The 20,975-nt window shown below is 65.2% G+C and carries 20 protein-coding genes; 11 read left to right on the top strand and 9 right to left on the bottom strand.

The features are described 5' to 3' along the window. Positions 1-42: 42 nt before the first annotated feature. The 5 genes from ccmE to ccmA all read right to left on the bottom strand — a co-directional run bounded on the left by ccmE (position 43) and on the right by ccmA (position 2,860). Entirely contained in the window at positions 43-513 is a 471-nt protein-coding gene (gene ccmE, locus J7367_RS06535) for a cytochrome c maturation protein CcmE (RefSeq protein ID WP_042675285.1), read from the bottom strand. Further along, on the bottom strand, positions 510-680 hold the full coding sequence (ccmD, locus tag J7367_RS06540) for a heme exporter protein CcmD (protein ID WP_022559269.1): 171 nt from the start codon (positions 678-680) through the stop codon (positions 510-512). The genes ccmE and ccmD overlap by 4 nt, the downstream gene beginning before the upstream one ends. Next, the gene (ccmC, locus tag J7367_RS06545; RefSeq protein ID WP_007971022.1) at positions 677-1,429 is read right to left on the bottom strand and encodes a heme ABC transporter permease CcmC; all 753 of its coding nucleotides are present in this window, start codon (positions 1,427-1,429) and stop codon (positions 677-679) included. The genes ccmD and ccmC overlap by 4 nt, the downstream gene beginning before the upstream one ends. A gap of 94 nt (positions 1,430-1,523) precedes the next feature. Beyond that, positions 1,524-2,219, bottom strand: a complete 696-nt coding sequence (ccmB, locus tag J7367_RS06550; protein ID WP_003487009.1) for a heme exporter protein CcmB — start codon at positions 2,217-2,219, stop codon at positions 1,524-1,526. After that, the gene (gene ccmA / locus J7367_RS06555; RefSeq protein WP_008573812.1) at positions 2,216-2,860 is read right to left on the bottom strand and encodes a heme ABC exporter ATP-binding protein CcmA; all 645 of its coding nucleotides are present in this window, start codon (positions 2,858-2,860) and stop codon (positions 2,216-2,218) included. Before ccmA ends, ccmB begins: the two co-directional genes overlap by 4 nt. A gap of 228 nt (positions 2,861-3,088) precedes the next feature. Here ccmA and J7367_RS06560 point away from each other — a divergent pair, with 228 nt between their 5' ends. Together J7367_RS06560 and J7367_RS06565 are read left to right on the top strand one after the other, a co-directional pair. Then, complete coding sequence (locus tag J7367_RS06560; protein WP_057661535.1) at positions 3,089-4,237, top strand: pyridoxal phosphate-dependent aminotransferase; 1,149 nt, start codon at positions 3,089-3,091, stop codon at positions 4,235-4,237. A gap of 140 nt (positions 4,238-4,377) precedes the next feature. Then, the gene (locus J7367_RS06565; RefSeq protein WP_007964633.1) at positions 4,378-5,181 is read left to right on the top strand and encodes an amidohydrolase; all 804 of its coding nucleotides are present in this window, start codon (positions 4,378-4,380) and stop codon (positions 5,179-5,181) included. A 76-nt stretch (positions 5,182-5,257) separates the two neighbouring features. Here the strand turns inward: J7367_RS06565 and J7367_RS06570 are convergent, their stop codons facing one another. Then, the gene (locus J7367_RS06570) at positions 5,258-6,028 is read right to left on the bottom strand and encodes a glutaminyl-peptide cyclotransferase (protein ID WP_279627083.1); all 771 of its coding nucleotides are present in this window, start codon (positions 6,026-6,028) and stop codon (positions 5,258-5,260) included. Positions 6,029-6,191: 163 nt separating this feature from the next. Between J7367_RS06570 and J7367_RS06575 the strand changes: the two genes are divergently transcribed. Then, positions 6,192-6,629 (top strand): hypothetical protein, encoded by a 438-nt coding sequence (locus tag J7367_RS06575; protein WP_003487019.1) that lies wholly within the window; start codon positions 6,192-6,194, stop codon positions 6,627-6,629. Between the two features lie 335 nt (positions 6,630-6,964). Here the strand turns inward: J7367_RS06575 and J7367_RS06580 are convergent, their stop codons facing one another. Genes J7367_RS06580 through J7367_RS06590 form a run of 3 tightly spaced genes read right to left on the bottom strand, consistent with a single transcriptional unit; the run spans position 6,965 to position 10,704 of the window. After that, positions 6,965-8,593, bottom strand: coding sequence for a pseudouridine synthase (locus J7367_RS06580; RefSeq protein ID WP_057661539.1), 1,629 nt, complete (start codon positions 8,591-8,593; stop codon positions 6,965-6,967). Next, positions 8,586-9,785 carry an SMC-Scp complex subunit ScpB gene (scpB, locus tag J7367_RS06585; RefSeq protein WP_057661541.1) on the bottom strand — a complete coding sequence of 400 codons (1,200 nt, stop codon included), beginning with the start codon at positions 9,783-9,785 and terminating at the stop codon, positions 8,586-8,588. Before scpB ends, J7367_RS06580 begins: the two co-directional genes overlap by 8 nt. Before the next feature lie 13 nt (positions 9,786-9,798). Continuing rightward, the gene (locus J7367_RS06590; RefSeq protein WP_057661544.1) at positions 9,799-10,704 is read right to left on the bottom strand and encodes a ScpA family protein; all 906 of its coding nucleotides are present in this window, start codon (positions 10,702-10,704) and stop codon (positions 9,799-9,801) included. 365 nt (positions 10,705-11,069) lie between these two features. On the opposite strand from J7367_RS06590, the gene J7367_RS06595 reads away from it, so the two are divergent. The 8 genes from J7367_RS06595 to J7367_RS06630 all read left to right on the top strand — a co-directional run bounded on the left by J7367_RS06595 (position 11,070) and on the right by J7367_RS06630 (position 20,966). Then, positions 11,070-11,369: a YciI family protein gene (locus J7367_RS06595; protein ID WP_057661546.1), complete on the top strand. Its 300-nt coding sequence runs from the start codon at positions 11,070-11,072 to the stop codon at positions 11,367-11,369. Continuing rightward, entirely contained in the window at positions 11,366-11,635 is a 270-nt protein-coding gene (locus tag J7367_RS06600; RefSeq protein ID WP_008571805.1) for a BolA family protein, read from the top strand. The genes J7367_RS06595 and J7367_RS06600 overlap by 4 nt, the downstream gene beginning before the upstream one ends. Before the next feature lie 382 nt (positions 11,636-12,017). Further along, positions 12,018-13,040 (top strand): LacI family DNA-binding transcriptional regulator, encoded by a 1,023-nt coding sequence (locus tag J7367_RS06605; protein ID WP_057661548.1) that lies wholly within the window; start codon positions 12,018-12,020, stop codon positions 13,038-13,040. 136 nt (positions 13,041-13,176) lie between these two features. Further along, positions 13,177-16,155, top strand: a complete 2,979-nt coding sequence (locus tag J7367_RS06610; RefSeq protein WP_057661551.1) for a TonB-dependent receptor — start codon at positions 13,177-13,179, stop codon at positions 16,153-16,155. Positions 16,156-16,258: 103 nt separating this feature from the next. Next, complete coding sequence (locus J7367_RS06615; RefSeq protein ID WP_057661553.1) at positions 16,259-17,878, top strand: glucoamylase family protein; 1,620 nt, start codon at positions 16,259-16,261, stop codon at positions 17,876-17,878. A 3-nt stretch (positions 17,879-17,881) separates the two neighbouring features. After that, positions 17,882-19,252 (top strand): sugar ABC transporter substrate-binding protein, encoded by a 1,371-nt coding sequence (locus tag J7367_RS06620; RefSeq protein WP_057661555.1) that lies wholly within the window; start codon positions 17,882-17,884, stop codon positions 19,250-19,252. Further along, a complete protein-coding gene (locus J7367_RS06625; protein ID WP_057661557.1) occupies positions 19,249-20,133 on the top strand; it encodes a sugar ABC transporter permease in 885 nt (294 codons plus the stop codon). The genes J7367_RS06620 and J7367_RS06625 overlap by 4 nt, the downstream gene beginning before the upstream one ends. Next, positions 20,130-20,966 (top strand): carbohydrate ABC transporter permease, encoded by an 837-nt coding sequence (locus J7367_RS06630; RefSeq protein WP_057661559.1) that lies wholly within the window; start codon positions 20,130-20,132, stop codon positions 20,964-20,966. The genes J7367_RS06625 and J7367_RS06630 overlap by 4 nt, the downstream gene beginning before the upstream one ends. Positions 20,967-20,975: the final 9 nt, after the last annotated feature.

Here is a 20,975-nt window from a genome sequence, read left to right on the forward strand (position 1 = left end):
AGCCACCTGCCTGCCGGCATGCCGATGTCCTGATGCACGGCATCACTGCCGCTCTCCAACTTGACCGGCCGCGGCTGGCACATCGTGCTTGCGATGCGCGCTGCCCATCTTGTCGGCCACTTCCTTCGGCATATAGGTTTCGTCGTGCTTGGCCAGCACATCTTCGGCGACGAAGATGCCGTTCTGCATGCGGCCAGTGGCCACCACGGCCTGCCCCTCGCGAAACAGGTCCGGCAGGATGCGGTCGTAACTGACGGTCAATTGCGCATCGCCATCGGTGACGCGGAATTGCGCTTCCAATGCGCCGGAGGCGCGTTTGAACGAGCCTTTTTCGACCATGCCGCCAAGCCGGAAGCGGGAATGTGCGCCGGCATCGCCACGCAGCACTTCCGAAGGGGTGTACAGGTAGGCCACATTGCGCTGCAAGGCCATGGCCACCAGCGTGGTTGCCAACCCGCCGGCCAGCACCAACGCCAGTACCAGCCACAGGCGGCGGCGACGTTGCGGGTTCACCGGATCAGCTCCGCATCGCCGGGCACCGCGCGCTTGCGCTCGCGCAGGCGGCGCGCCTGGGCGGTTTTCAATGCGCGACGCACCTGCCAACGGCCGGCGATCAGGTCCCACAGCAGCACCAGCACGAATACCGCATAGGCGGCGATGACGTAAGGCAGGTAGTTCATGCCGCACTCTCCGGCGCATCGCGCACGATCCAGGCCTTGCCGGCCTCGCGACGCAGGTTGTCGGCGCGCGCGCGCGTCAGCAGCGACCCGACAAACCAGAACTTGGTGCCGATCACCATCAACCACAGCGGCAGCAGCATGCTTGCATCGATCGTGGACGGCCCAAGCAGGCGAATGCTCTGGCCTTGATGCAGCGAATTCCACCACACCACCGAATAGCGGATCACCGGCAGCAGCGCCACCCCGACGATGGCCAGCAACGCCGCCGCGCGCGCCGCCTGACGGCGGTCGTCGATGGCGTGGTACAGGCCGATCACGCCCAGATACAGGAACAGCAGAATCAATTCGGTGGTCAGGCGCGGGTCCCAGTCCCACCAGGCGCCCCACATCGGTTTGCCCCAGATGCTGCCGGTCAGCAGGGTGATCACGGTAAACGCAGCGCCGATCGGCGCGCACGCCATCGCCAGGATCTCGCAGATCTTGATGCGCCAGATCAAGGCGATGGCCGCATACAGCGCCATCAGCCCGAACACGAACAGGCTCATCCACGCGCTCGGCACATGGATGTAGAGAATACGAAAGCTGTCGCCCTGCTGGTAATCCGCCGGCACCGCGAACAAGGCCTGCCAGATGCCCACGCCCAGCAGCAACGCGGCCAGCGCGTAGCACCACGGCGCCCAGCGCGCAGTAAAACGGTCGAAGATCGGGGGCGATGCGAGTTGGTGGAACCAGCGGACGACGACGTTCATGCGATGGCAGTAGCCTTTGGAATGGCATTGGCTCTCGAAACAGCAACAACGCGTTGTGTGGGGCGTGCTATCGACCATGCATCGACGGCAGCGCTCAACTCAACGAAATGCGGATCGCGGCCGCTGCAGCCAGCGGTGCGAGGACCACACCGATCACCAATCCGGCGCCCAACAACAACAACGCACCCACCGCATCCTGCCCTTGTCCGCTGGCCGCCACGCTGCCGGCACCGAACACCAGCACCGGCACGTACAACGGTAACGCCAGCAACGCGACGAGAATACCAGAGCGTTTCATCGTCACCGTCAGTGCCGCAACCACAGCGCCGAGCAGACTCAGGAGCGGCGTTCCCAGCGCCAACGATGCCAGCAGCACCGGCAGTTGGTCATGCGGCAGGTGCAGCAATTCGCCCAGCAGCGGCGTCACTGCAATCAGCGGCAACGCACTGGTCGCCCAATGGAGCAGCACGCGCACTGCGATCAACCACGCCAATGGCACCGGTGCCAGCAGCCATTGCTCCATCGAGCCGTCTTCCACATCGCTGCGGAACAAGGCATCCAGCGACAGCAGGCCAGCCAGCAACACCGACAGCCACAACACCGCCGGTGCAGCCTGCGCGAGCAGGTCCGGGCGGCCGCCCAGTCCCAACGCGAACAACACCACGATCAGTAGCGCGAACAATGCCGGCTGCAACGCATCGCTGCGGCGCCGCCACAGCAGCTGCAGGTCGCGGGCAAGCAGAGCGCGGGCCGCCTGCCAGAGCGACGGTTGCGGCGAATGCGTGCTCATGCCGCAGCCTCCAGCGTGAGCATGCGCGTGCGCACCGGTGGCGCTGCATACGCACCATGCGTGGTGACCAGCGCCGCGCCACCGCCGCGCAGATGCGCGGAGATCATTCGGTTAACCAGGGTGATGCCATCCAGATCCAGGTTGGCGTACGGCTCGTCCAGCAACCACAGTGGCGCCGGCGACAGCCACAGCCGTGCCAGCGCCAGCCGCTTGCGCTGGCCTGCCGACAACTGCCGCACCAGTGCGTCTTCGTAACCGGCCAGGCCGACGATCGCCAGCGCGCTGCCGGGCATCTGCTTGGCGCGGCGGCCGTGCAGGCCGCACAGGAAGTGCAGGTTTTCCAGCGTGCTGAGGTCGGCCTTCAGGCCGGGCAGGTGGCCGAGGTAGGCCATGAAGCGGCTGCGGTCGCCGCGCTTGGCGGTCTTGCCATCGATCTGGATCTGCCCGCGCTCCACATGCAGCAGGCCAGCCAGCACGCGCAGCAACGTGGTCTTGCCGGCGCCGTTGTCGCCTTGCACCAGCAGCGCCTCGCCGGCATCGACATGGAAATCCAGCGGGCCAAACACCGGCTCCTCGTTGCGGCTGAAGGCCAGGGCGTGCGCCGCCAGCAGCGGCGGTGCGGTGTGCAGCGGTTCGATCATCGGTGCAGCGGGCTCGGGTCGCAGGACGGCATGGGGAAGGGCCGGGGGCAGGCACGCGCCGGACCGGGCGCGCATTGTAGCGACGATGGTGGCATGCCGGGGACGTCGGCGGCAGCGCTGCAGGCGCCGCGGTGTGTCAGGGAACGCTGTTTTGCAGCGTCCGGGCGCAACCTGCTGGCGGCTTTGCGTACACTCGCGGTCCCCCCGTTTCTTGTCCGGACAGGCACCATGCCCCTCACGACCAAGCTGCCCAAGGTGGGCACCACCATCTTCACCGTCATGTCGCAGCTGGCGGCCGAGCACGGCGCGGTCAATCTGGGCCAGGGCTTTCCCGATTTCGCGGTGCCGCAGCGGCTGGTCGACGAACTGAGCAAGGCCATGGCGGCCGGCCACAACCAGTACCCACCGATGACCGGCGTGGCCACGTTACGCCAGGCCATCGCCGGCAAGGCGCAGCGCTGCTATGGCGCGCAGGTCGATGCCGACACCGAGATCACCGTCACCAGCGGTGCCACCGAGGCGATCTTCAACGCCATCCACGCGGTGGTGCGAGCCGGCGAAGAGGTCATCGTGCTGGACCCGGCCTACGACTGCTACGAGCCGGCGATCGATCTGGCCGGCGCGCGGGCGGTGCACGTAGCGCTGCACCCGCAGACTTTTGCGGTGGACTGGGATGCGCTGCGCGCCGCGATCACGCCCAGGACGCGCCTGTTGATGATCAACTCGCCGCACAACCCGTCCGGCGCGATGCTGTCGGCCGAGGACATGCACACGCTGACCGAACTGCTGCGCGGCACCGAGATCTTTTTGCTGTCCGATGAGGTCTACGAACACATCGTGTTCGATGGCCACCGGCACGAATCGGTGCTGCGCTGGCCGGCACTGCGCGAGCGCGCATTCGTGATTTCCAGCTTCGGCAAGACCTACCACTGCACCGGCTGGAAGATCGGCTACGCCATCGCGCAGCCGGCGCTCACCGCCGAATTCCGCAAGGTGCACCAGTACAACACCTTCACCAGCTTCGGTCCGGCCCAGCACGCCTTCGCTGCGATGATCCGCGACGAACCCGAACACGACGAGCAACTGGGCGCGTTCTATCAAGCCAAGCGCGACCGGTTCCGCGAACAATTGCTGACCACGCGCTTGAAGCCGTTGCCTGTGCCCGGCGGCTACTTCCAGTTGGTGGACTACTCGGCCATCAGCGATCTGCCCGATACCGAATTCGTGAAGTGGCTAACGATCGAGAAGGGCGTGGCCGCGATTCCGTTGTCGCCGTTCTACGAGAACGCGCCTGCAGGGCAGCGCCTGGCACGGCTGTGCTTTGCCAAGAACGATGCGACGCTGGATGCGGCGATCGAGCGCCTGCAAAGGCTCTAACGAGCGGGGATTCGGGATTCGGGATTGGCAACGGCGGCGCGCTGTTTGTCGCTTTGAATCCATACGAAACCGATAGCACCAAGCCGCCCGACACCCGCTGTTTCGAATCCCCAATCCCGACTCCCAGATCCCGCCTCTCTATGAACGACCTGCGCATCTCCCTGATCCAAGGCGACACCCGCTGGCATGACCCCGCCGGCAATCGCGACTATTACGCTGCGCTGCTGGAGCCGCTGGTCGGGCGGACCGATCTGGTGATCCTGCCGGAAACCTTCACCAGCGGGTTCTCCAATGACGCCATCGATAAGGCCGAAGGGATGGACGGGCCGACCGTGGCGTGGGTGCGCGCGCAAGCCGCACGCCTGGGTGCGGTGGTCACCGGCAGCGTGCAGTTGCGCACTGATGCCGGTGTGTTCAACCGGCTGCTCTGGGCCACGCCTGACGGGGCGCTGCAGTATTACGACAAGCGCCACCTGTTCCGCTTCGGCAACGAGCATCTGCGCTACGCGGCCGGGCGCGAGCGTCTGACAGTGGAATGGAAGGGCTGGCGGATCAATCCGCAGGTCTGCTACGACCTGCGTTTCCCGGTGTTCTGCCGCAACCGCTTCGATGTGGAGCGCCCGGGGCAGCTGGATTTCGATCTGCAATTGTTCGTCGCCAACTGGCCGTCCGCCCGCGCCTATGCGTGGAAGACGTTGCTGCGCGCACGCGCAATCGAAAACCTGTGCTTTGTGGCAGCGGTCAACCGCATTGGCATCGATGGTAACCAACTGCATTACGCCGGCGACAGCGCGGTGATCGATTTCCTTGGCCAGCCGCAGGTGGAAATCCGCGAACGCGAGCAGGTGGTCACCACCACCATCAGCGCCACCGCGCTGGCCGAGCACCGCGCCCGTTTTCCCGCGATGCTGGATGCCGATCGGTTCGAGATTGGGGATTCGTGATTCGAGATTGGTACAAGCACGGCCGCACAGATGCCCTGCCAGCCCGCTGCTGCCAATCCCAAATCCCCAATCCCGGCTACTGAGCCAGCGTGATCTCGTAGATCTTCGGCCAGCGCTTTCCGGTGACGAAGAGGCGATCGTGCTCGGCGTCGTAGGCAATGCCGTTGAGGACATCGTTGGTGGGGTCGGTCAAGGTGTCGGGGTCTGGCACCAGTGCCTTGAGGTCGATCCAGGCGATGACCTTGCCGCTGGCGGGGTCGATGCGTGCGATGCGCGTGGTCAGCCAGACGTTGGCCAGCAACTGGCCCTTGACCCATTCCAGCTCGTTGAGGTTGTCCAGCGGCTTGCCGCGGGCGGTGACCTGGATGGTGCCGATCTGTTTCAGGCTCAGCGGGTCCAGCCGGCGGATGTTGGCCGTTCCGTCGCTCATGTAGAGCTGGCGGTCGTCGCTGGTCAGCGCCCAGCCCTCGCCGGAATAGGTGAATTGGGTACGCGGTGCCAGCGTGGCCAGGTCGTAGACGAAGCCGCGCTGATTGCGCCAGGTCAGCTGGATCAGGCGGTCCTTCCAGGCCACGATGCCTTCGCCATAGAAAGGCGGCGGCGTGTCGACCTGCTGCAGGACGTTGCCGCTGTCCAGGTCGACCTTGCGCACGCTGGACTGGCCCAGCTCGCCGGTGCTCTCGTAGAGATGCCCGTCCAGATAGAACAGGCCTTCGGTAAAGGCAGCGGTGTCGTGCGGATAGGTCCTGACGACCGCGTAACCCTGGGTGGGAATTGCCTCGCCGCAATGGGCGAGGGTGGGCAGCAGCAGTGCGCTGACGAGCAGGCTGTAGACGGTGCGTGGCATGCGGTAATCATCCCATGGCGCGGCTGCAGGCGGCAGCTCTGCTGCCATGTCGAGGCTAGCTAAGACCCCGCTGAACAAACGCATCCGCCGCACTGAAATCTTGTCGCGGCTGCCACATCGGCGCTGCTAGTCTCGCGCCACGTCCACCACTGGCACTGCTCACATGATCAAGTCACTTTCGCTCATCGCGCTGCTCGGCGCCGCCACGCTGGCGCCGCAGGCGCAGGCCGCCGGCAACATCGATTGCCAGCTGTCGTTCAACTTGTCCGGTTGGTCGGTGTTCTACAAGACCGCCAGCGGTACCGGCACCATCAAGTGCGATAACGGTGCGGTCATTCCGGTCAAGATCTCCAGCAAAGGCGGTGGCCTGACCGTCGGTAAATCCAAGATTGTCGGCGGCCGCGGCACCTTCAGCGGTGCCTATAGCCTCAACGACCTGTTCGGCACCTATGCCGCTGCCGAAGCGCATGCGGGCGTCGTGAAGTCCAGCACCGCACAGGTGGTCACCAAGGGCGATATCTCGCTCGCGCTGGCAGGCACAGGCGAGGGCGTGGACCTGGGTGTCAACGTCGGTAACTTCGTGATCGAGCGTCGCAAGTAAGCGTGGTGACAAACCGGGCGAGCAGGTCCCGGGTGGGCGTGCACGGCACGTCCGAAATCGGCGAGCACGAGTGATTCGTGTCGATCTCCGGCACGAGTCGCGCCCACTCGACGGCTGCGCGGGCGTCTGCCGGCCTGAGTCGCAGCATCCGGGGTGCGCTCACCCAATCGGTGCGTGCGGTCCTTGCATCGCGATGACGCCGGGAGTGCCTTCGCTAAACGACCGCATGCGCGGATGCGCCGCAACTTCCCGGTCTTAAGTAGATGGCCGATGCCGTCCGCCATAAAAAACGGCCCCTTGCAGGGCCGTTTTTTATCGTGCGGATCAGTTGACGCTCAACGACCGCGATTGCCGCCGCCGGGAGGGCGACGATTGCCGCCGCCCGGCGGACGGCCGCCCGGGCCACGCGGTGCGCCACCTGGACCGCCAGGACCGCGGTTGGCGGATGCCGGGCCACGATTGCCACCCGGTCCCGGCCGCCCACCGCTCGGGCGGCCAGCAGGGCGTGCCGCACCGTACGGATTGAAACCCGGGTTGGCGTGATCGGAAGGGAAGCTCGGTGCGTTGCCCGGGTGGCCATACGGGTGCTTGCGCTGCCCCTGGCCTTGACCTTGCGATTGCCCCTGTCCGCCGCCAGCGCCGCGTCCCGGACCACCCGAGCGGGCGCCACCTGGACCGCCAGCACCCGGACGCGCGCCGCCTGGTCCTTTCTTCGCATACGGGCGTGCCTGACCGGTGCCCGGGCCGCTTGGGCCGGCATTGCGGTGACCGCTCGGGCCGGTGCTCACCCCATCGGGCACATACCAGCTGCGGAACGCGGCCGGATTGCCGTCCGGCAACGCGCCGCGGTCGCCCTTGGCCGGGCCGCGCTGCTTGAACGGGCGCTGCTGCGATTGCCGCGCGGCCGCTTCGCCGCTGACCGTCAGGCCACCCTTGAAGCCGCCCGGCTTGCCGCGACCGCCGCGGCCGCGATCTTCGCGCAGATTGTCGAAACGGCGCAGCTCGCGACCTTCATCGGCACCGGAGGTCTGGCCGTTGACGTAGGCATTGCTGCGGCCATCGCGCGAGACGTGCACGGTGGACTTGGCGGCGCGGCGTTGGCCGATCACCGGCTGCAGCGTCAGTGCCGACGGCGCGCCTTCTTCCAGTTTCAGTTCGGCGCGCAAGGCGTCGACCTTGTCCTGCGCCACTTCCACCGAGTGCCCACGCAGCAGTTCGCGCGGCAGCGAAATCTTGCCGTAGCGGCTGCGCTTGAGGCGGCTGACCTGGCAACCCTGCGATTCCCACAGACGGCGCACTTCGCGGTTGCGGCCTTCCTTGACGACCACACGAAACCAGTCGTGCGAATCGGTGCCGCCGATGCGTTCGATTTCGTCGAACTTGGCGCCGCCGTCTTCCAGCAGCACACCGCGCGACAGGCGCTCGATGATGGCATCGGAGACTTTTTCTTCGCCTTCCGGTGCGCGCACGCGCACCACATATTCGCGCTCGACCTCGTAGGAGGGATGCATCATCGCGTTGGCCAGCTCGCCGTCGGTGGTGAGCAGCAGCAGGCCGGTGGTGTTGATGTCCAGGCGGCCAATGGCGATCCAGCGCGAACCCTTCAAGGCCGGCAGCGACTCGAATACGGTCGGGCGGCCTTCGGGATCTTCGCGCGTGGTCACTTCGCCTTCGGGCTTGTTGTAGATCAGCACGCGCGAGGGTTCGGTCAGCGCGCTGGCCACGAAGCTGCGGCCGTCCAACTCGATCTTGTCGCCGCTGCGCACCGACATGCCGGTCTGCGCAACGGCGCCATTGACCTTGATCAGGCCGTCGGCGATGCGCTGTTCCAGCGCGCGGCGCGAACCCAGGCCGGCCTGGGCCAGCACCTTGTGCAGGCGCTCTTCCAGCTTGGGCGCTTCGTGCGCGCTGTCGCGCTTGAGGGAAAGCTTGTTCAACGACAGCTTGCGGGGGGTGTCACTCATGTGTCTGGCTCCGGCCGCCGCGTTGCGGGTCGGCCTCTGGGGCGGAATCGGCTTCGTCAACAGCCACGGTCGTCGTCGCGACGGCGTTGTCTTCGTCTTCGTTCACTGCATCCGCGCGCGTTCCCGGCGCGGTGTCGGGGTCGCCCTCACGGGCGTCGTCTGGGTCCTGCGTGTTCTTCTCGTGCACCGAGCCATGCTCGGGGTGTTGCGGTGTCTGGTCGTTTACTGCGTCGGTCGCGTGCGTATCGGTTGCTTGGTCGAGATCGGGGGCTTGCTGGTCGAACCCGGCATCGCCGACCGGTTCCTGCGCATCCTGGTCGGCATCGGCATCGTTGTCGGTTTCACTTTCAGGATCGCGTTCGGCGCTGGTCTGGTGGTCGCTCGCTGCATCGGTGTTGCGGGACGGAGTCGCCGAGGCGTCGGCCTCGTCCGCATCCGGGGCATCTTGCCAACCGCCGGTGCCGCCGATGTCGTCGGCCTCGGCGCCAGCGTTGGCTTCTGCATCCGCGTCCGCAGTACCCGCAGCGTCAGCCGCTGCATCCGAATCGCCGCCTTCAGCGTCACCGGCATCCGCCCGATCCTGCGCCGCGTCCATCGCTGCCGAGGCCGGCACTGCGCCATCCAGTTGCCCGTCGCGGTCCAGCGGCAGCTGCGGTTCCAGCTCGGCGATGTCCTTCAACTCAGACAATGGCGGCAGCTCGTCCAATCGCTTGAGCCCGAAGTAATCCAGAAAGCCCTTGGTGGTGCCGAACAGGGCCGGCTTGCCGGGCACGTCGCGGTGGCCCACCACGCGGATCCATTCGCGCTCTTCCAGCGCCTGGATGATGTTGCTGCTCACTGCCACGCCGCGCACCTGCTCGATCTCGCCGCGGGTGATCGGCTGGCGGTAGGCGATCAGCGCCAGTGTCTCCAGCGTGGCGCGGGTGTACTTGGTGCGGCGCTCGGTCCATAGCCGGGCAACCCAGCCATGCACATCGGCCTTGACCTGGAAGCGGAAGCCGGAGGCCACCTCGACCAGTTCCACGCCACGGTCGGCACAGGCCTCGCGCAGCAGTTCCAGTGCGCGCTCCACGCTGCCGGGCGGCGCCGGCTCTTCTTCCGGAAACAGTCCCTGCAGCTGCGCCAGCGTCAGCGGCTGGCTGCTCGCCAGCAGGGCGGCTTCGATAATGCGGGTGATCAGCGCTTGATCCATTCGATGATCGGCTTCAGATAGGTTCGTTGGCGGCATCGCTGTCGTCGAATTCGCTGGAGAATTGCAACGGCGCATTGGTATTGCCCAACGCCAGCGACTTCACGTAGATCGGCGCCAGCGGCGCTTCCTGCACGATGTCCAGCAACTGCTCCTTGGCCAGTTCGAGCAGCGCCAGGAAGGTGACCAGTACGCCGAGCTTGCCTTCTTCGGCAGTGAACAACGATTCGAAACGGTAGAACTTGCCATCGTCCAGGCGGCTCAGCACATCGCCCATGCGCTGGCGCACACTCAGCGCCTCGCGCTTGATCGCATGGCCGGTAAACAGCTCGGCGCGTTTGAGCACGTCGTACAGCGCCATCAGCATTTCTTTCAATTCCACCGGCGGCGGCAGCTTGACCGCTGCGCGCTCGGGCAGATGCGCATGCACCGGCGCGCTGTCGCGGCCCATGCGGGGCAGGGTGTCCAAATCCTCGGCGGCCTGCTTGAAGCGTTCGTATTCCTGCAGACGGCGGACCAATTCGGCGCGCGGATCTTCTTCTTCGCCATCCTGGCTGGGAGGGCGCGGCAACAGCATGCGCGATTTGATCTCGGCCAGGATCGCCGCCATCACCAGATATTCGGCTGCCAGTTCGAAGCGCAGTTCCTGCATGACATTGATGTAGTCCACATATTGCCGGGTAATCTCGGCGACGGGGATGTCCAGGATGTCCAGATTCTGGCGGCGGATCAGGTACAGCAGCAGGTCCAGCGGGCCTTCGAAGGCATCCAGGATGACTTCCAGGGCATCCGGCGGGATATACAGATCCTGCGGGATCTGCAGGACCGGTTGCCCATGCACCACCGCCAGCGGCATTTCCTGCTGCTGTGGCGGCGCGCTCGTGGCTGGCGGAGTCGCGGCGTGCGCGAGTTCGGAATTCATCAGGTCGACATCGGTCTTACGGTCGCCGGCGGAGGTCTGAGCCGCGCCTGCAGGGCTTTGCCTTGAGTTATTGCGATCAATGTCGTGCCTGTGCCGGCACGATCCCACAAATCTACATACGCCAATCCACATGCAAGCAGGCGCCGTGTGGCATGCGGCGACGGAACAGCGAGGAGGTCGTCTACGCGGGCCGGCGGTGGGCAGCGAATCGGTCGTCGGGAAGAGCGTTGAGCCTGGGCCGACGGGCCGCTGCGTCCGGTTGCGTGTGCAGTGGTGCCAAGGGTAATGCGTGCGCGGGGGCGGTGTCCAGCGCCGACGCGGCTAGAATCAGCGCGGTGATCTTCCAGTCTTGGGCGAGGTGGCGTGTGTGGTACGTAATCGAGGGGTATGACCGGCCCGACGCATTGGCGGCACGGCAGCAGGCGCGGCCGGCGCATCTGGCGCGTCTGCAGGAACTTGCGGCCGCGGGGCGATTGCTGGTGGCGGGCCCGTGCCCGGCCATCGACGCCGAAGATCCGGGTCCGGCCGGTTTCAGCGGCAGCGTCGTGATTGCCGAGTTCGACGCTCTGGACGAGGCGCGCGCCTGGGCCGATGCCGCCCCCTATGTGGAAGCGGGTGTGTACACGCGCACCGAGGTCCGGCCGTTCCGCCGGGTCTTGCCGTGAGCCGGGTCGAGCAGATCCGCGCAGCGTTGCAGGCGGCACTGGCGCCCACCGAGCTGGACGTCGTCGACGATAGCGCGCGGCATGCAGGCCATGCCGGTGCGCGCGACGGGCGCGGGCACTTCAATGTGCGCGTGGTCAGCGCCGCATTTGTCGGCAAGCCGCCACTGGCACGGCACCGCGCGGTGTATGCCGCGGTGGGCGAGATGATGCAGACCGATATTCATGCCTTGTCGATCGAGGCCTTCGCGCCGGGCGAGGTGGGCTGAACGTTGCAGGGCAGGGATGCGGTCGTACCCGAACGCGCGCGGTGTCAGAAACGCAGGGGCACAACGGCAACCGCCTTCACGCCAGCTAAGGTCAGGGCGCAGCCGGCCAGGCCGTGGCGGTTCCGATGATGGCTACCGGTCGTGCGACTCCTGGTGAGACCTGGTCGATTCGTTGTTAAGCGTGACCTGCATCGTGCTTCGCTTGTGGACGCATGGGTACATATTTGTTGCGTCGCAGCACATTGCTTCACGCGCTCCTCACTTGCAGCTAGTTGATCTGTAAGCGCTTTCACGCGTGTGAAGATAGGGGTTTACGCCTCTGTATGAAAACGCTTACAGTCCGCGCCAGTTTTTGGGAAGTCGGTCGCGGAGGGCGACACGAATGGCCAAGGGTGCGGTCACCATCAAAGATGTCGCTCGGGAAGCGCAGGTCTCCGTTGCAACGGTGTCGCGTGCGCTCAACGGGCACGACAATGTCGCCGGACCGGTGCGCCAGCAGGTGCTGGAAGTGGCCGAGCGGCTGCGCTACAGCCCGCATGCGGCCGCGCGCAGCCTGAGCAGCCGGCGGTCGCAGACGCTGGGCGTGGTGCTGCCGGACTTGTATGGCGAATTCTTCTCCGAATTGATTCGCGGCATCGATGGCGCGGCGCGTGCGGCGGGCCAGCACCTGCTGGTGTCCAGCTATCACGGCGACCCGGAAGCCCAGGGCAGGGCGCTGCGCTCGATGCGCGGGCGCGTCGATGGCTTGCTGGTGCTCTCGCCCTACGCCGAGCAGCCGGGGTTCCTGACCGACAACCTGCCGCAGTCGCTGCCGACGGTGTTGATCAATGCGCACCTGCCCGGTGCCGACTATCCGGTGCTGGGCATCGACGACCACGCCGGTGCCATGGCCATGACCGAGCACCTGCTGCGTGCCGGGCACCGCCGAATCGCCTTCATCGGTGGCCCGGCGCTGAATTTCGACGCGCGCGAACGCCTGCGCGGCTTCCGCGATGCGCTTGCTGCGTTCGGTGCGCAAGCGCAGGGCGTGGAATACCCGGGCGACTTCGACGAAGCCTCCGGCCACCGTGCCGGGATGGCGATGCTGGCGGCCGGCGCGTTGCCGGATGCGGTCTTCGCCGCCAACGACATGACTGCGCTGGGCTGCCTGTACGCGTTCGCCCAGGCCGATGTGTCGGTGCCTGGCGACGTGGCGCTGGCGGGTTTCGACGACATTCCGCTGGCCCGCTTTGTCCACCCTGCGCTGACCACGATGCGGGTGAGCATCGCCCGGCTGGGCGAGCAGGCGATGAGCCGGCTGATGCGCCTGGTCGAAACGCCCGACCGCGACGACGGCATCCGGCAATTGCTGACACCCGAGCTGGTGATCCGCGCCTCCTGCGGTGCTGGCGAATCGGCTCACTGACCTTTGCGGCCACGCGTTTCTGGGCTGCCGACCCTTTCGCGGACGTTCTGTCCGCTCCCGCTGTCCCCGCAGCGGCTGTTCCTGCACCACTGCACTGCCACAACAACAATCTGTACCGATCCCTGGAGGGACGACCATGCGCCACCACCACCCCCATTCCGCCCGCCCGGCGCGCAAGCTGCTCAGCTGCGCGCTTGCCAGCTGCCTGCTGCTGGGCGCCGCACCGGCCTTCGCACAGAGCACCGCCGCCACCATCCGTGGCCAGGTCACCGTCGATGCCGCACCTGCCGCCCAGGCGCAGGTCACCGCCACCAATCTGGCCACCGGCCTGACCCGCACCGTGCAGGTCAGCAATGGCGGCTATTCGGTAGGCGGCCTGCCGCCGGGTTCGTACCGCATCGATGTCACCGCCAATGGCCAGACCAGCTCGCAGAACGTCACCGTGCAGGTCGGCCAGACCGCGACCTTGAATCTGGGCGTCGGCGGCGAACCGGCCACGGCCGCCGGTGGTAACGCCACCACGCTGGATGCGGTGCAGGTGAAGGCGCCACCGGTACTGGTGGAGACGCGCACCTCCGAGAACGCGACCTACATTTCCAACGTGCAGATCCAGAACCTGCCGCGCGCCACGCGCAACTTCCTGGAACTGGCCGACACCGTGCCCAACGTGCAGTTCACCCGCGAGGCCAACGGCACCACCAAGGTGCGCACCGGTGCCACCTCGGCCGAAGGCACCAATGTCTACATCGACGGTGTGAGCCAGAAGAACTACGTGCTGACCGGCGGTGTGAGCGGCCAGGATTCCAGCCGCGGTAACCCGTTCCCGCAGTCGGCGATCGGCGAATACAAGGTCATTACGTCCAACTACAAGGCCGAGTTCGACCAGGTCAGCGGCGCGGCCATCGTGGCCTCGTCCAAGTCCGGCACCAACGACTTCCACGGCAGCTTCTTCTGGGACACCAGCAACGACGGCTGGCGCGAGGAAAGCCCGCTGGAGAAAAAGGCCGGCGTGCGCGACGACTTCGAAGAAACCCAGTACGGCGCCACCTTCAGCGGCCCGATCCTCAAGGATAAGGCGCACTTCTTCATCGCCTATGAGGCCAAGGAATACACCACCCCGAACGTGGTGATTCCCGGCTCGATCTATTCCGACCGCGTCGACCAGCTGCCGGCCCAGCTGCAGCCGCTGGTGGTGACCTCCAGCACGCCGTTCAAGGAAGACCTGTATTTCGGCAAGATCGACTGGACCATTGGCGAGAACAACCTCTTCGAGCTGACCGGCAAGTACCGCAAGGAAGACGAGCTCAACGACGTTGGCCGCACCTCGACCTATGAGCACGGCAGCATCAACGGGCAGGAAGAAAAGCGCGCCAACCTGCGCTGGCAGTACAGCGGGGCCAATTTCCTCAACGAGGCCAACCTGAGCTACGAAAGCGCGTTCTGGAACCAGGCGCCGATCAACAACGGCAATGGCTACATCCTCAGCTACGCGCCGGGGCGCGGCAACGAGACCGACATCCTGGCGGCGGGGGCCGGCAGCAGCTTCCAGCGCAAGGGGCAGAAGGGCTGGACCTTCCAGGACGACCTCACCCTGAACAGCCTGGAATGGCACGGCGCGCACACCGTCAAGATGGGTGTGAAGTTCAAGAGCATCGACCTGGATTCGACCCAGTTCAACCCGGCCAACCCGCAGTACTACTACAACATCCTCACCGACGTCGAAACGCCGTACCGGGTGCGCTTCGGTGCGCCGCTGGTGGAAGGTGGCGGTTCGGTGGTGTCCAAGAACAAGCAGTACGGCATCTACCTGCAGGACGACTGGGAAGTCAACGAGCACTGGACCGTGAACCTGGGCGTGCGCTACGACTACGAAGAAACCCCGGCATTCCTGGACTTCGTGACCCCCTCGGATGTCGCCAGCGCGCTGCAGAACTGGCCCAACCTGCGCAACGCCAACTACAACATCAACGACTTCATCAGCACCGGCAACAACCGCAAGGCGTTCAAGAATGCTTGGCAGCCGCGCCTGGGTGCGTCCTACGACCTGTTCGGCGATCAGGCCCACGTGATCTATGGCGGCGCCGGCCGTGCCTATGACCGCAACATCTTCGATTACCTGGCACTGGAGCAGCTCAACAACTCCTTCAAGTCGTATAGCTACTACTTCACCAGCGCCAACAACCCCACTTGCCTGGGCGACCCGTGCACGGCCTGGAATCCGGCGTACAACAGCCAGGATGGCTTGAACACACTCACGGCCAACAGCACCGGTGGTGGCGGACGTGAGGTCTACCTGATCGACAACAACCTCAAGACCCCGTACTCCGACCAATTCAGCATCGGCATGCGCAATATGGTGCCGTTGTGGGGCCAGGACTGGTTCACCGATGTCACCCTTAGCCGCATCGAGAGCCACGACGGTTTCGCTTTCGTGCGCGGCAACCGCCTGCCGGACGGTTCGTTCTTCCAGCCGGGCACCACCTCCGGCGTGCCGACCGATGGCCCGAACGGCTATAGCGCCATCGTGCTGGGCACCAATGGCGTGGAAACCCGCAACAACCAGCTGGCCTTGCAGGTGGAAAAGCCCTTCGACGAAGAATCCGGCTGGGGCCTGACCGTGGCCTACACCTATTCCGATGCGAAGGAGAACCGTCAGTTCGGCGAGCACTATGCGCTGGACCGCGAACGCATCCAGGACTACGGCTGGCGTGAGGCCGGCGGCATCCCGAAGAACCGCCTGGTGGTCACCGGCATCTACGAGCTGCCGTACGAGATCAAGCTGTCCGGCAAGCTCTCCCTGGCCAGCCAGACCGCGCGCTATGGCCAGAATTGCCTGGCCGGCAACGACCAGTGCGAGATCATCCAGTTCAAGCCGGATGGCACGCTGGGCTACAAGGAATTCAGCATTGCCGCCAATAAAGAGTGGGACACCGGCGGTGGTGTCAAATTCAATGTGCGTGCGGATATCCTCAACGTGTTCAACTGGGTCAATTACGCCACCTTCAACGGCGATACCGGAACATTGCAGGACTTGAACACGGCTTACGGCACACCGACCGGTGTGCTGGCGTCGCCGATGCGCACCTTCCGTCTGGCTTTCGGCCTGAACTGGTGAGGTGCTCGACCGCCCTGGCCGCAACGCCAGGGCGGTCGAACTCGGCGCCTGGATAGGGTAGGTTGGCGTGTCAGATGTAATCGATTACACACGTGGGGGGCGGATGGACAGGGGCAACACGTCGCGATGGTTGACGATTCCACTCTTGCTGGGCGCGCTGGTCGTGGCGTCGTGCAAGCAAGCCGAGGAACCCAAGGTGGCCGAAAAGAAGGCACCGGTCAAAGTCATCCTGGTTGAGGCGCAGCTGCCGCCCAAACCGGTCAAGCCGCCGCTGCCGCCGCTGTTTTCGGACATCGAACGCCGCACGTTCCAGTTTTTCTGGGACACCACCAACGAGGTCAACGGCCTGTCGCCGGATCGGTTTCCGTCGCGCCCGTTCGCCAGCATTGCGTCGGTCGGATTTGCGCTCACTGCCTATCCGATCGGCATCGAAAACGGGTGGGTCAGCCGCAATCAGGCGATCGACCGCACCCTGACCACGCTGAAATTCTTCCGCGACGCGCCGATGGGCCCGCAGAAGACCGGCCGCGCCGGCTACAAAGGTTTCTACTACCATTTTCTGGACATGCAGCAGGGCAACCGCTACGACAGCTGGGTCGAGCTGTCGAGCGTGGACACCGCACTGCTGATGATGGGCGTGTTGTTCACCCAGTCGTATTACGACGGCGACGACCCGCGCGAGAAGGAGATCCGCCAGATCGCCGACACGCTCTACAAGCGCGTGGACTGGCGCTGGCTGCAACAGCGTGCGCCGCTGATCTCGATGGGCTGGTTCCCCGAGAGCGGCTTCATCAACCACGACTGGATGGGCTACAACGAGGCGATGATGCTGTACATCCTCGCGCTGGGCTCGCCGACGCATGGCGTGGACCCGGACGCCTGGACCAGCTGGACCCGCACCTACAACAACGACTGGGGCGTCTACCAGGGCCAGGAATACCTGTCGTTCGGCCCGCTGTTCGGCCACCAATACAGCCATGTCTGGATCGACTTTCGCGATATCCAGGACCAGTACATGCGCGAACGCGGCATCGACTACTTCCTCAACAGCCGCCGCGCCACCCTGGCGCAGCGCGACTACGCCATCGACAACCCGATGAAGTGGAAGGACTACGGCGAGAACGTCTGGGGCCTTACCGCCAGCGATGGTCCGCAGAACACCAGCCAGGAATACCGCGGCGAGCAGCGCCAGTTCCGCCATTACTCTTCGCGCGGCGCCGGTCTGCGCGAGAATTTCGACGACGGCACCATCGCCCCGACTGCGGCGATCTCCTCGATCGTGTTCGCCCCGGAAGTGGTGATTCCTGCCACCCAGGAGATGCACAAGCGCTATGGCGACTTCCTGTATTCGAGCTATGGGTTCCTGGATTCGTTCAACCCCAGTTTCAACTACGACATCCCGATCAAGACCGGGCGCATGGTGCCGGACCGTGGCTGGGTGGCCAGCGACTACATCGCCATCGACCAGGGCCCGATCCTGACGATGATCGCCAACTACCAAGACGAATTCGTCTGGAACGTGATGAAGAAGAACCCCTACATCCGTGCCGGCCTGGAACGCGCCGGCTTCACCGGCGGCTGGCTCACCCCGGAGGGCGAGCCGCAGCCGGCGCCGCAGAAGGACGAGCAGAAGGCCGCTGCGCGCGCGCTGGGCATGGCCGAATCGCGTGCCGCCGCCGCCCAGGCCCAGCAAGCCCCCTCGCAACGCCAAAAACCCGAGTAATCCGTGCGCCTTTTGAAACTGTTGATGTTGGCCCTCGCCCTGTGTGCAGGTGCGACGGGATGCGAACGCTCCGATCCGGGCAAGACCACGGTGCGCTTCTGGGCGATGGGCAAGGAGGCCGAAGTGGTCGCCGAGCTGGTGGCCGATTTCGAAAAGCAGAACCCCACCATCCATGTGGATGTGCAGAACATCCCGATGACCGCGGCGCACGAAAAACTGCTGACCGCCTTTGCCGCCGACGGCCTGCCGGACGTGTGCCAGCTCGGCAACACCTGGCTGCCGGAATTCGCGCTGCTGGACACGCTTGAGCCGATGCAGCCGTACGTGGCGCGCTCCAAGATCGTCGAGCCCGCCGATTATTTCCCCGGAGTGTGGGATACCAATCTGGTCGACGGCACGCTGTACGGCGTGCCGTGGTACGTGGACACGCGCCTGCTGTTCTACCGCAAGGACTTGCTGCGCGAGGCCGGCTATAACCAGATGCCCAAGACCTGGGCCGAGATGGAACAGGTGATGGCCGCAATCAAGCGCAAGGTCGGCCCCGACCGCTACGCCATCCTGATGCCGCTCAACGAATTCGAGCAGCAACTGTCGTTCGCGCTGCAGCAGGACGACCGCCTGCTGCGCGACCATGACAACTACGGCAATTTCCGTGGCGCCGGTTTCCGCAAGGCGCTGGGCTTCTACGACAACATGTACCAGCAGGGCTGGGCGCCCAAGGTCTCCGAGACCCAGGTCTCCAATGTCTGGTACGAGTTCTTCAACGGCTACTACGCGTTCTATCTGTCCGGGCCGTGGAACGTGCGCGAATTCAAGCTGCGCCAGCCGCCGGGCATGGAAGGCAAGTGGGGCACCGCGCCGTTGCCGGGGCCTAATGGCTTGGGTGCCGGGATTGCCGGCGGTTCCAGCCTGGTGATCTTCAAGTCCTCGCAACACAAGGACGCCAGCTGGAAGCTGATCGAATACCTGTCCCAGCCCACGGTACAGGCACGTTTCCACGCCATCATCGGCGACCTGCCGCCGCGTCGCAGCACCTGGAAGCTGCCCTCGCTGGCCAACGACGAGCTGGCGCATGCCTTCGGCGACCAGCTGGAGCGTGTCAAGGCCACGCCGAAGGTGTTGGAGTGGGAGCGCATCGTGCAGGAAATGCGCCTGGTCACCGAGCGCGTGGTGCGTGGCGGGCAATCGCACGAAGCCGCCGTGCAGGAACTGGATCAACGCGTGGACGAAATCTTGGCCAAGCGCCGCTGGATCTTCGAGCAGGAGGGCGGGCATGTCGGCCCGGCCGGTGACACGGCTCGGCCGGCAGTGCAGCCAGCGGCTGCAGACACCACTGCGCCAGCCGCCGCAGCGGACCAGGGAGCCGCACGATGATCAAGCGTAATTCCGTTGCCGGCTGGGTCTTCGCCGCGCCGTCGATCATGGTGCTGGGCATGTTCTTCGGCGTGCCGGTGTTCGCCGCGCTGGTGCTCAGCGTGACCGACTTCGACCTGTACGCATTGGCCGACAGCAGCCATCTGCGCTTCGTCGGCCTGGGCAATTACATCGACCTGCTGCAGACGCCGCTGTTCTGGAAGTCGTTGTGGAACACCACGTACTTCGTGCTGCTGGGCGTGCCGATGTCGATCGGCGTGTCGCTGGGCGCGGCCCTGCTGCTCAACGCCAAGGCCTCGCGCTTCAAGGCGCTGTTCCGCACCGCCTTGTTCGCGCCGGTGGTGACCACGCTGGTGGCGGTGGCGGTGATCTGGCGTTACCTGTTCCATATCAAATATGGCCTGGTCAACTTCGGGCTGAGCCATCTGGGCATCGCCCCGATCGACTGGCTGGGCGACCCGCGCTGGGCGATGCCCACCATCATGCTGTTCGCGGTGTGGAAGAACTTCGGCTACAACATGGTGATCTTACTGGCCGGGCTGCAGGCGATCCCGCAAGACCTGTACGAGGCCGCGCGCATCGACGGCGCGTCGCGCTGGAAGCAGTTCCTGCACATCACCTTGCCGATGCTGGGCCCGGTCCTGATGGTGGTCGGGGTGATCACCATTTCCGGCTACTTCCAGCTGTTCGCCGAACCCTATGTGATGACCCGCGGCGACCCGCTGCAAAGCACCGTCAGCGTGCTGTATTTCATGTTCGAAGAAGGCTTCAAGTGGTGGAACCTCGGCCGCGCGTCGGCGGTGGCGTTCCTGTTGTTCCTGATCATCCTGGCGGTGACCACCGTCATGCTGCGCTTTGGCCGCAAGAAGGACCTGATATGAGTCGTGATGTCGGCGAGTCGCGCTGGAATGCCGTGCTGATCAACGGCGGCCTGCTGGTGCTGGCGCTGATCAGCCTGGCACCGCTGCTGTGGATGCTGTCGGTGTCGTTCATGCCCACTGGCGAGGCCAGCCGGTTTCCGCCACCGATGCTGCCCTCGGCGTTTACCGCGGCCAACTACCACGAGCTGTTCGCGCGCACCGGCATGGCGCGCAACTTCGCCAACAGCTTGCTGGTGTCCGGGCTGATCACGCTCGGGTCGTTGCTGGTCAACACCATGGCCGGCTATGCGTTCGCCAAGCTGCAGTTCGTCGGGCGCGAGCGCATCTTCAAGATCCTGATGGCGGCGCTGGTGATCCCGGCGCAGGTGGCGATGCTGCCGCTGTTCCTGCTGATGAAGCAGCTGCACCTGGTCAACAACATCGGCGGGGTGGTGGTGCCGGCGTTGGCCACGGTGTTCGGCATCTTCCTGGTGCGTCAGTACGCGCGCAGCATTCCGGATGAATTGATCGAGGCCGCGCGCATCGACGGTGCCAGCGAGATGCGCATCTTCTTCCAGATCGTGTTGCCGATGCTCAAGCCGGTGCTGGTCACCTTGACCATCTTCACGTTCATGGGCTCGTGGAACGATTTCATGTGGCCATTGATCGTGCTGACCGACCAGGAGCAATACACCTTGCCGGTGGCACTGGCGGCGCTGTCGCGCGAGCACATCATGGACGTGGAGCTGATGATGACCGGTGCGGTGGTGACGGTGATTCCGGTGCTGCTATTGTTCCTGGCGCTGCAGCGTTACTACATCCAAGGGCTTCTGCTGGGGAGTGTGAAGGGGTGAAACCAGTGT

This window comes from Xanthomonas sp. D-36-1 (genome assembly GCF_017746155.1).
Taxonomy (GTDB): Bacteria; Pseudomonadota; Gammaproteobacteria; order Xanthomonadales; family Xanthomonadaceae; genus Xanthomonas; species Xanthomonas cissicola.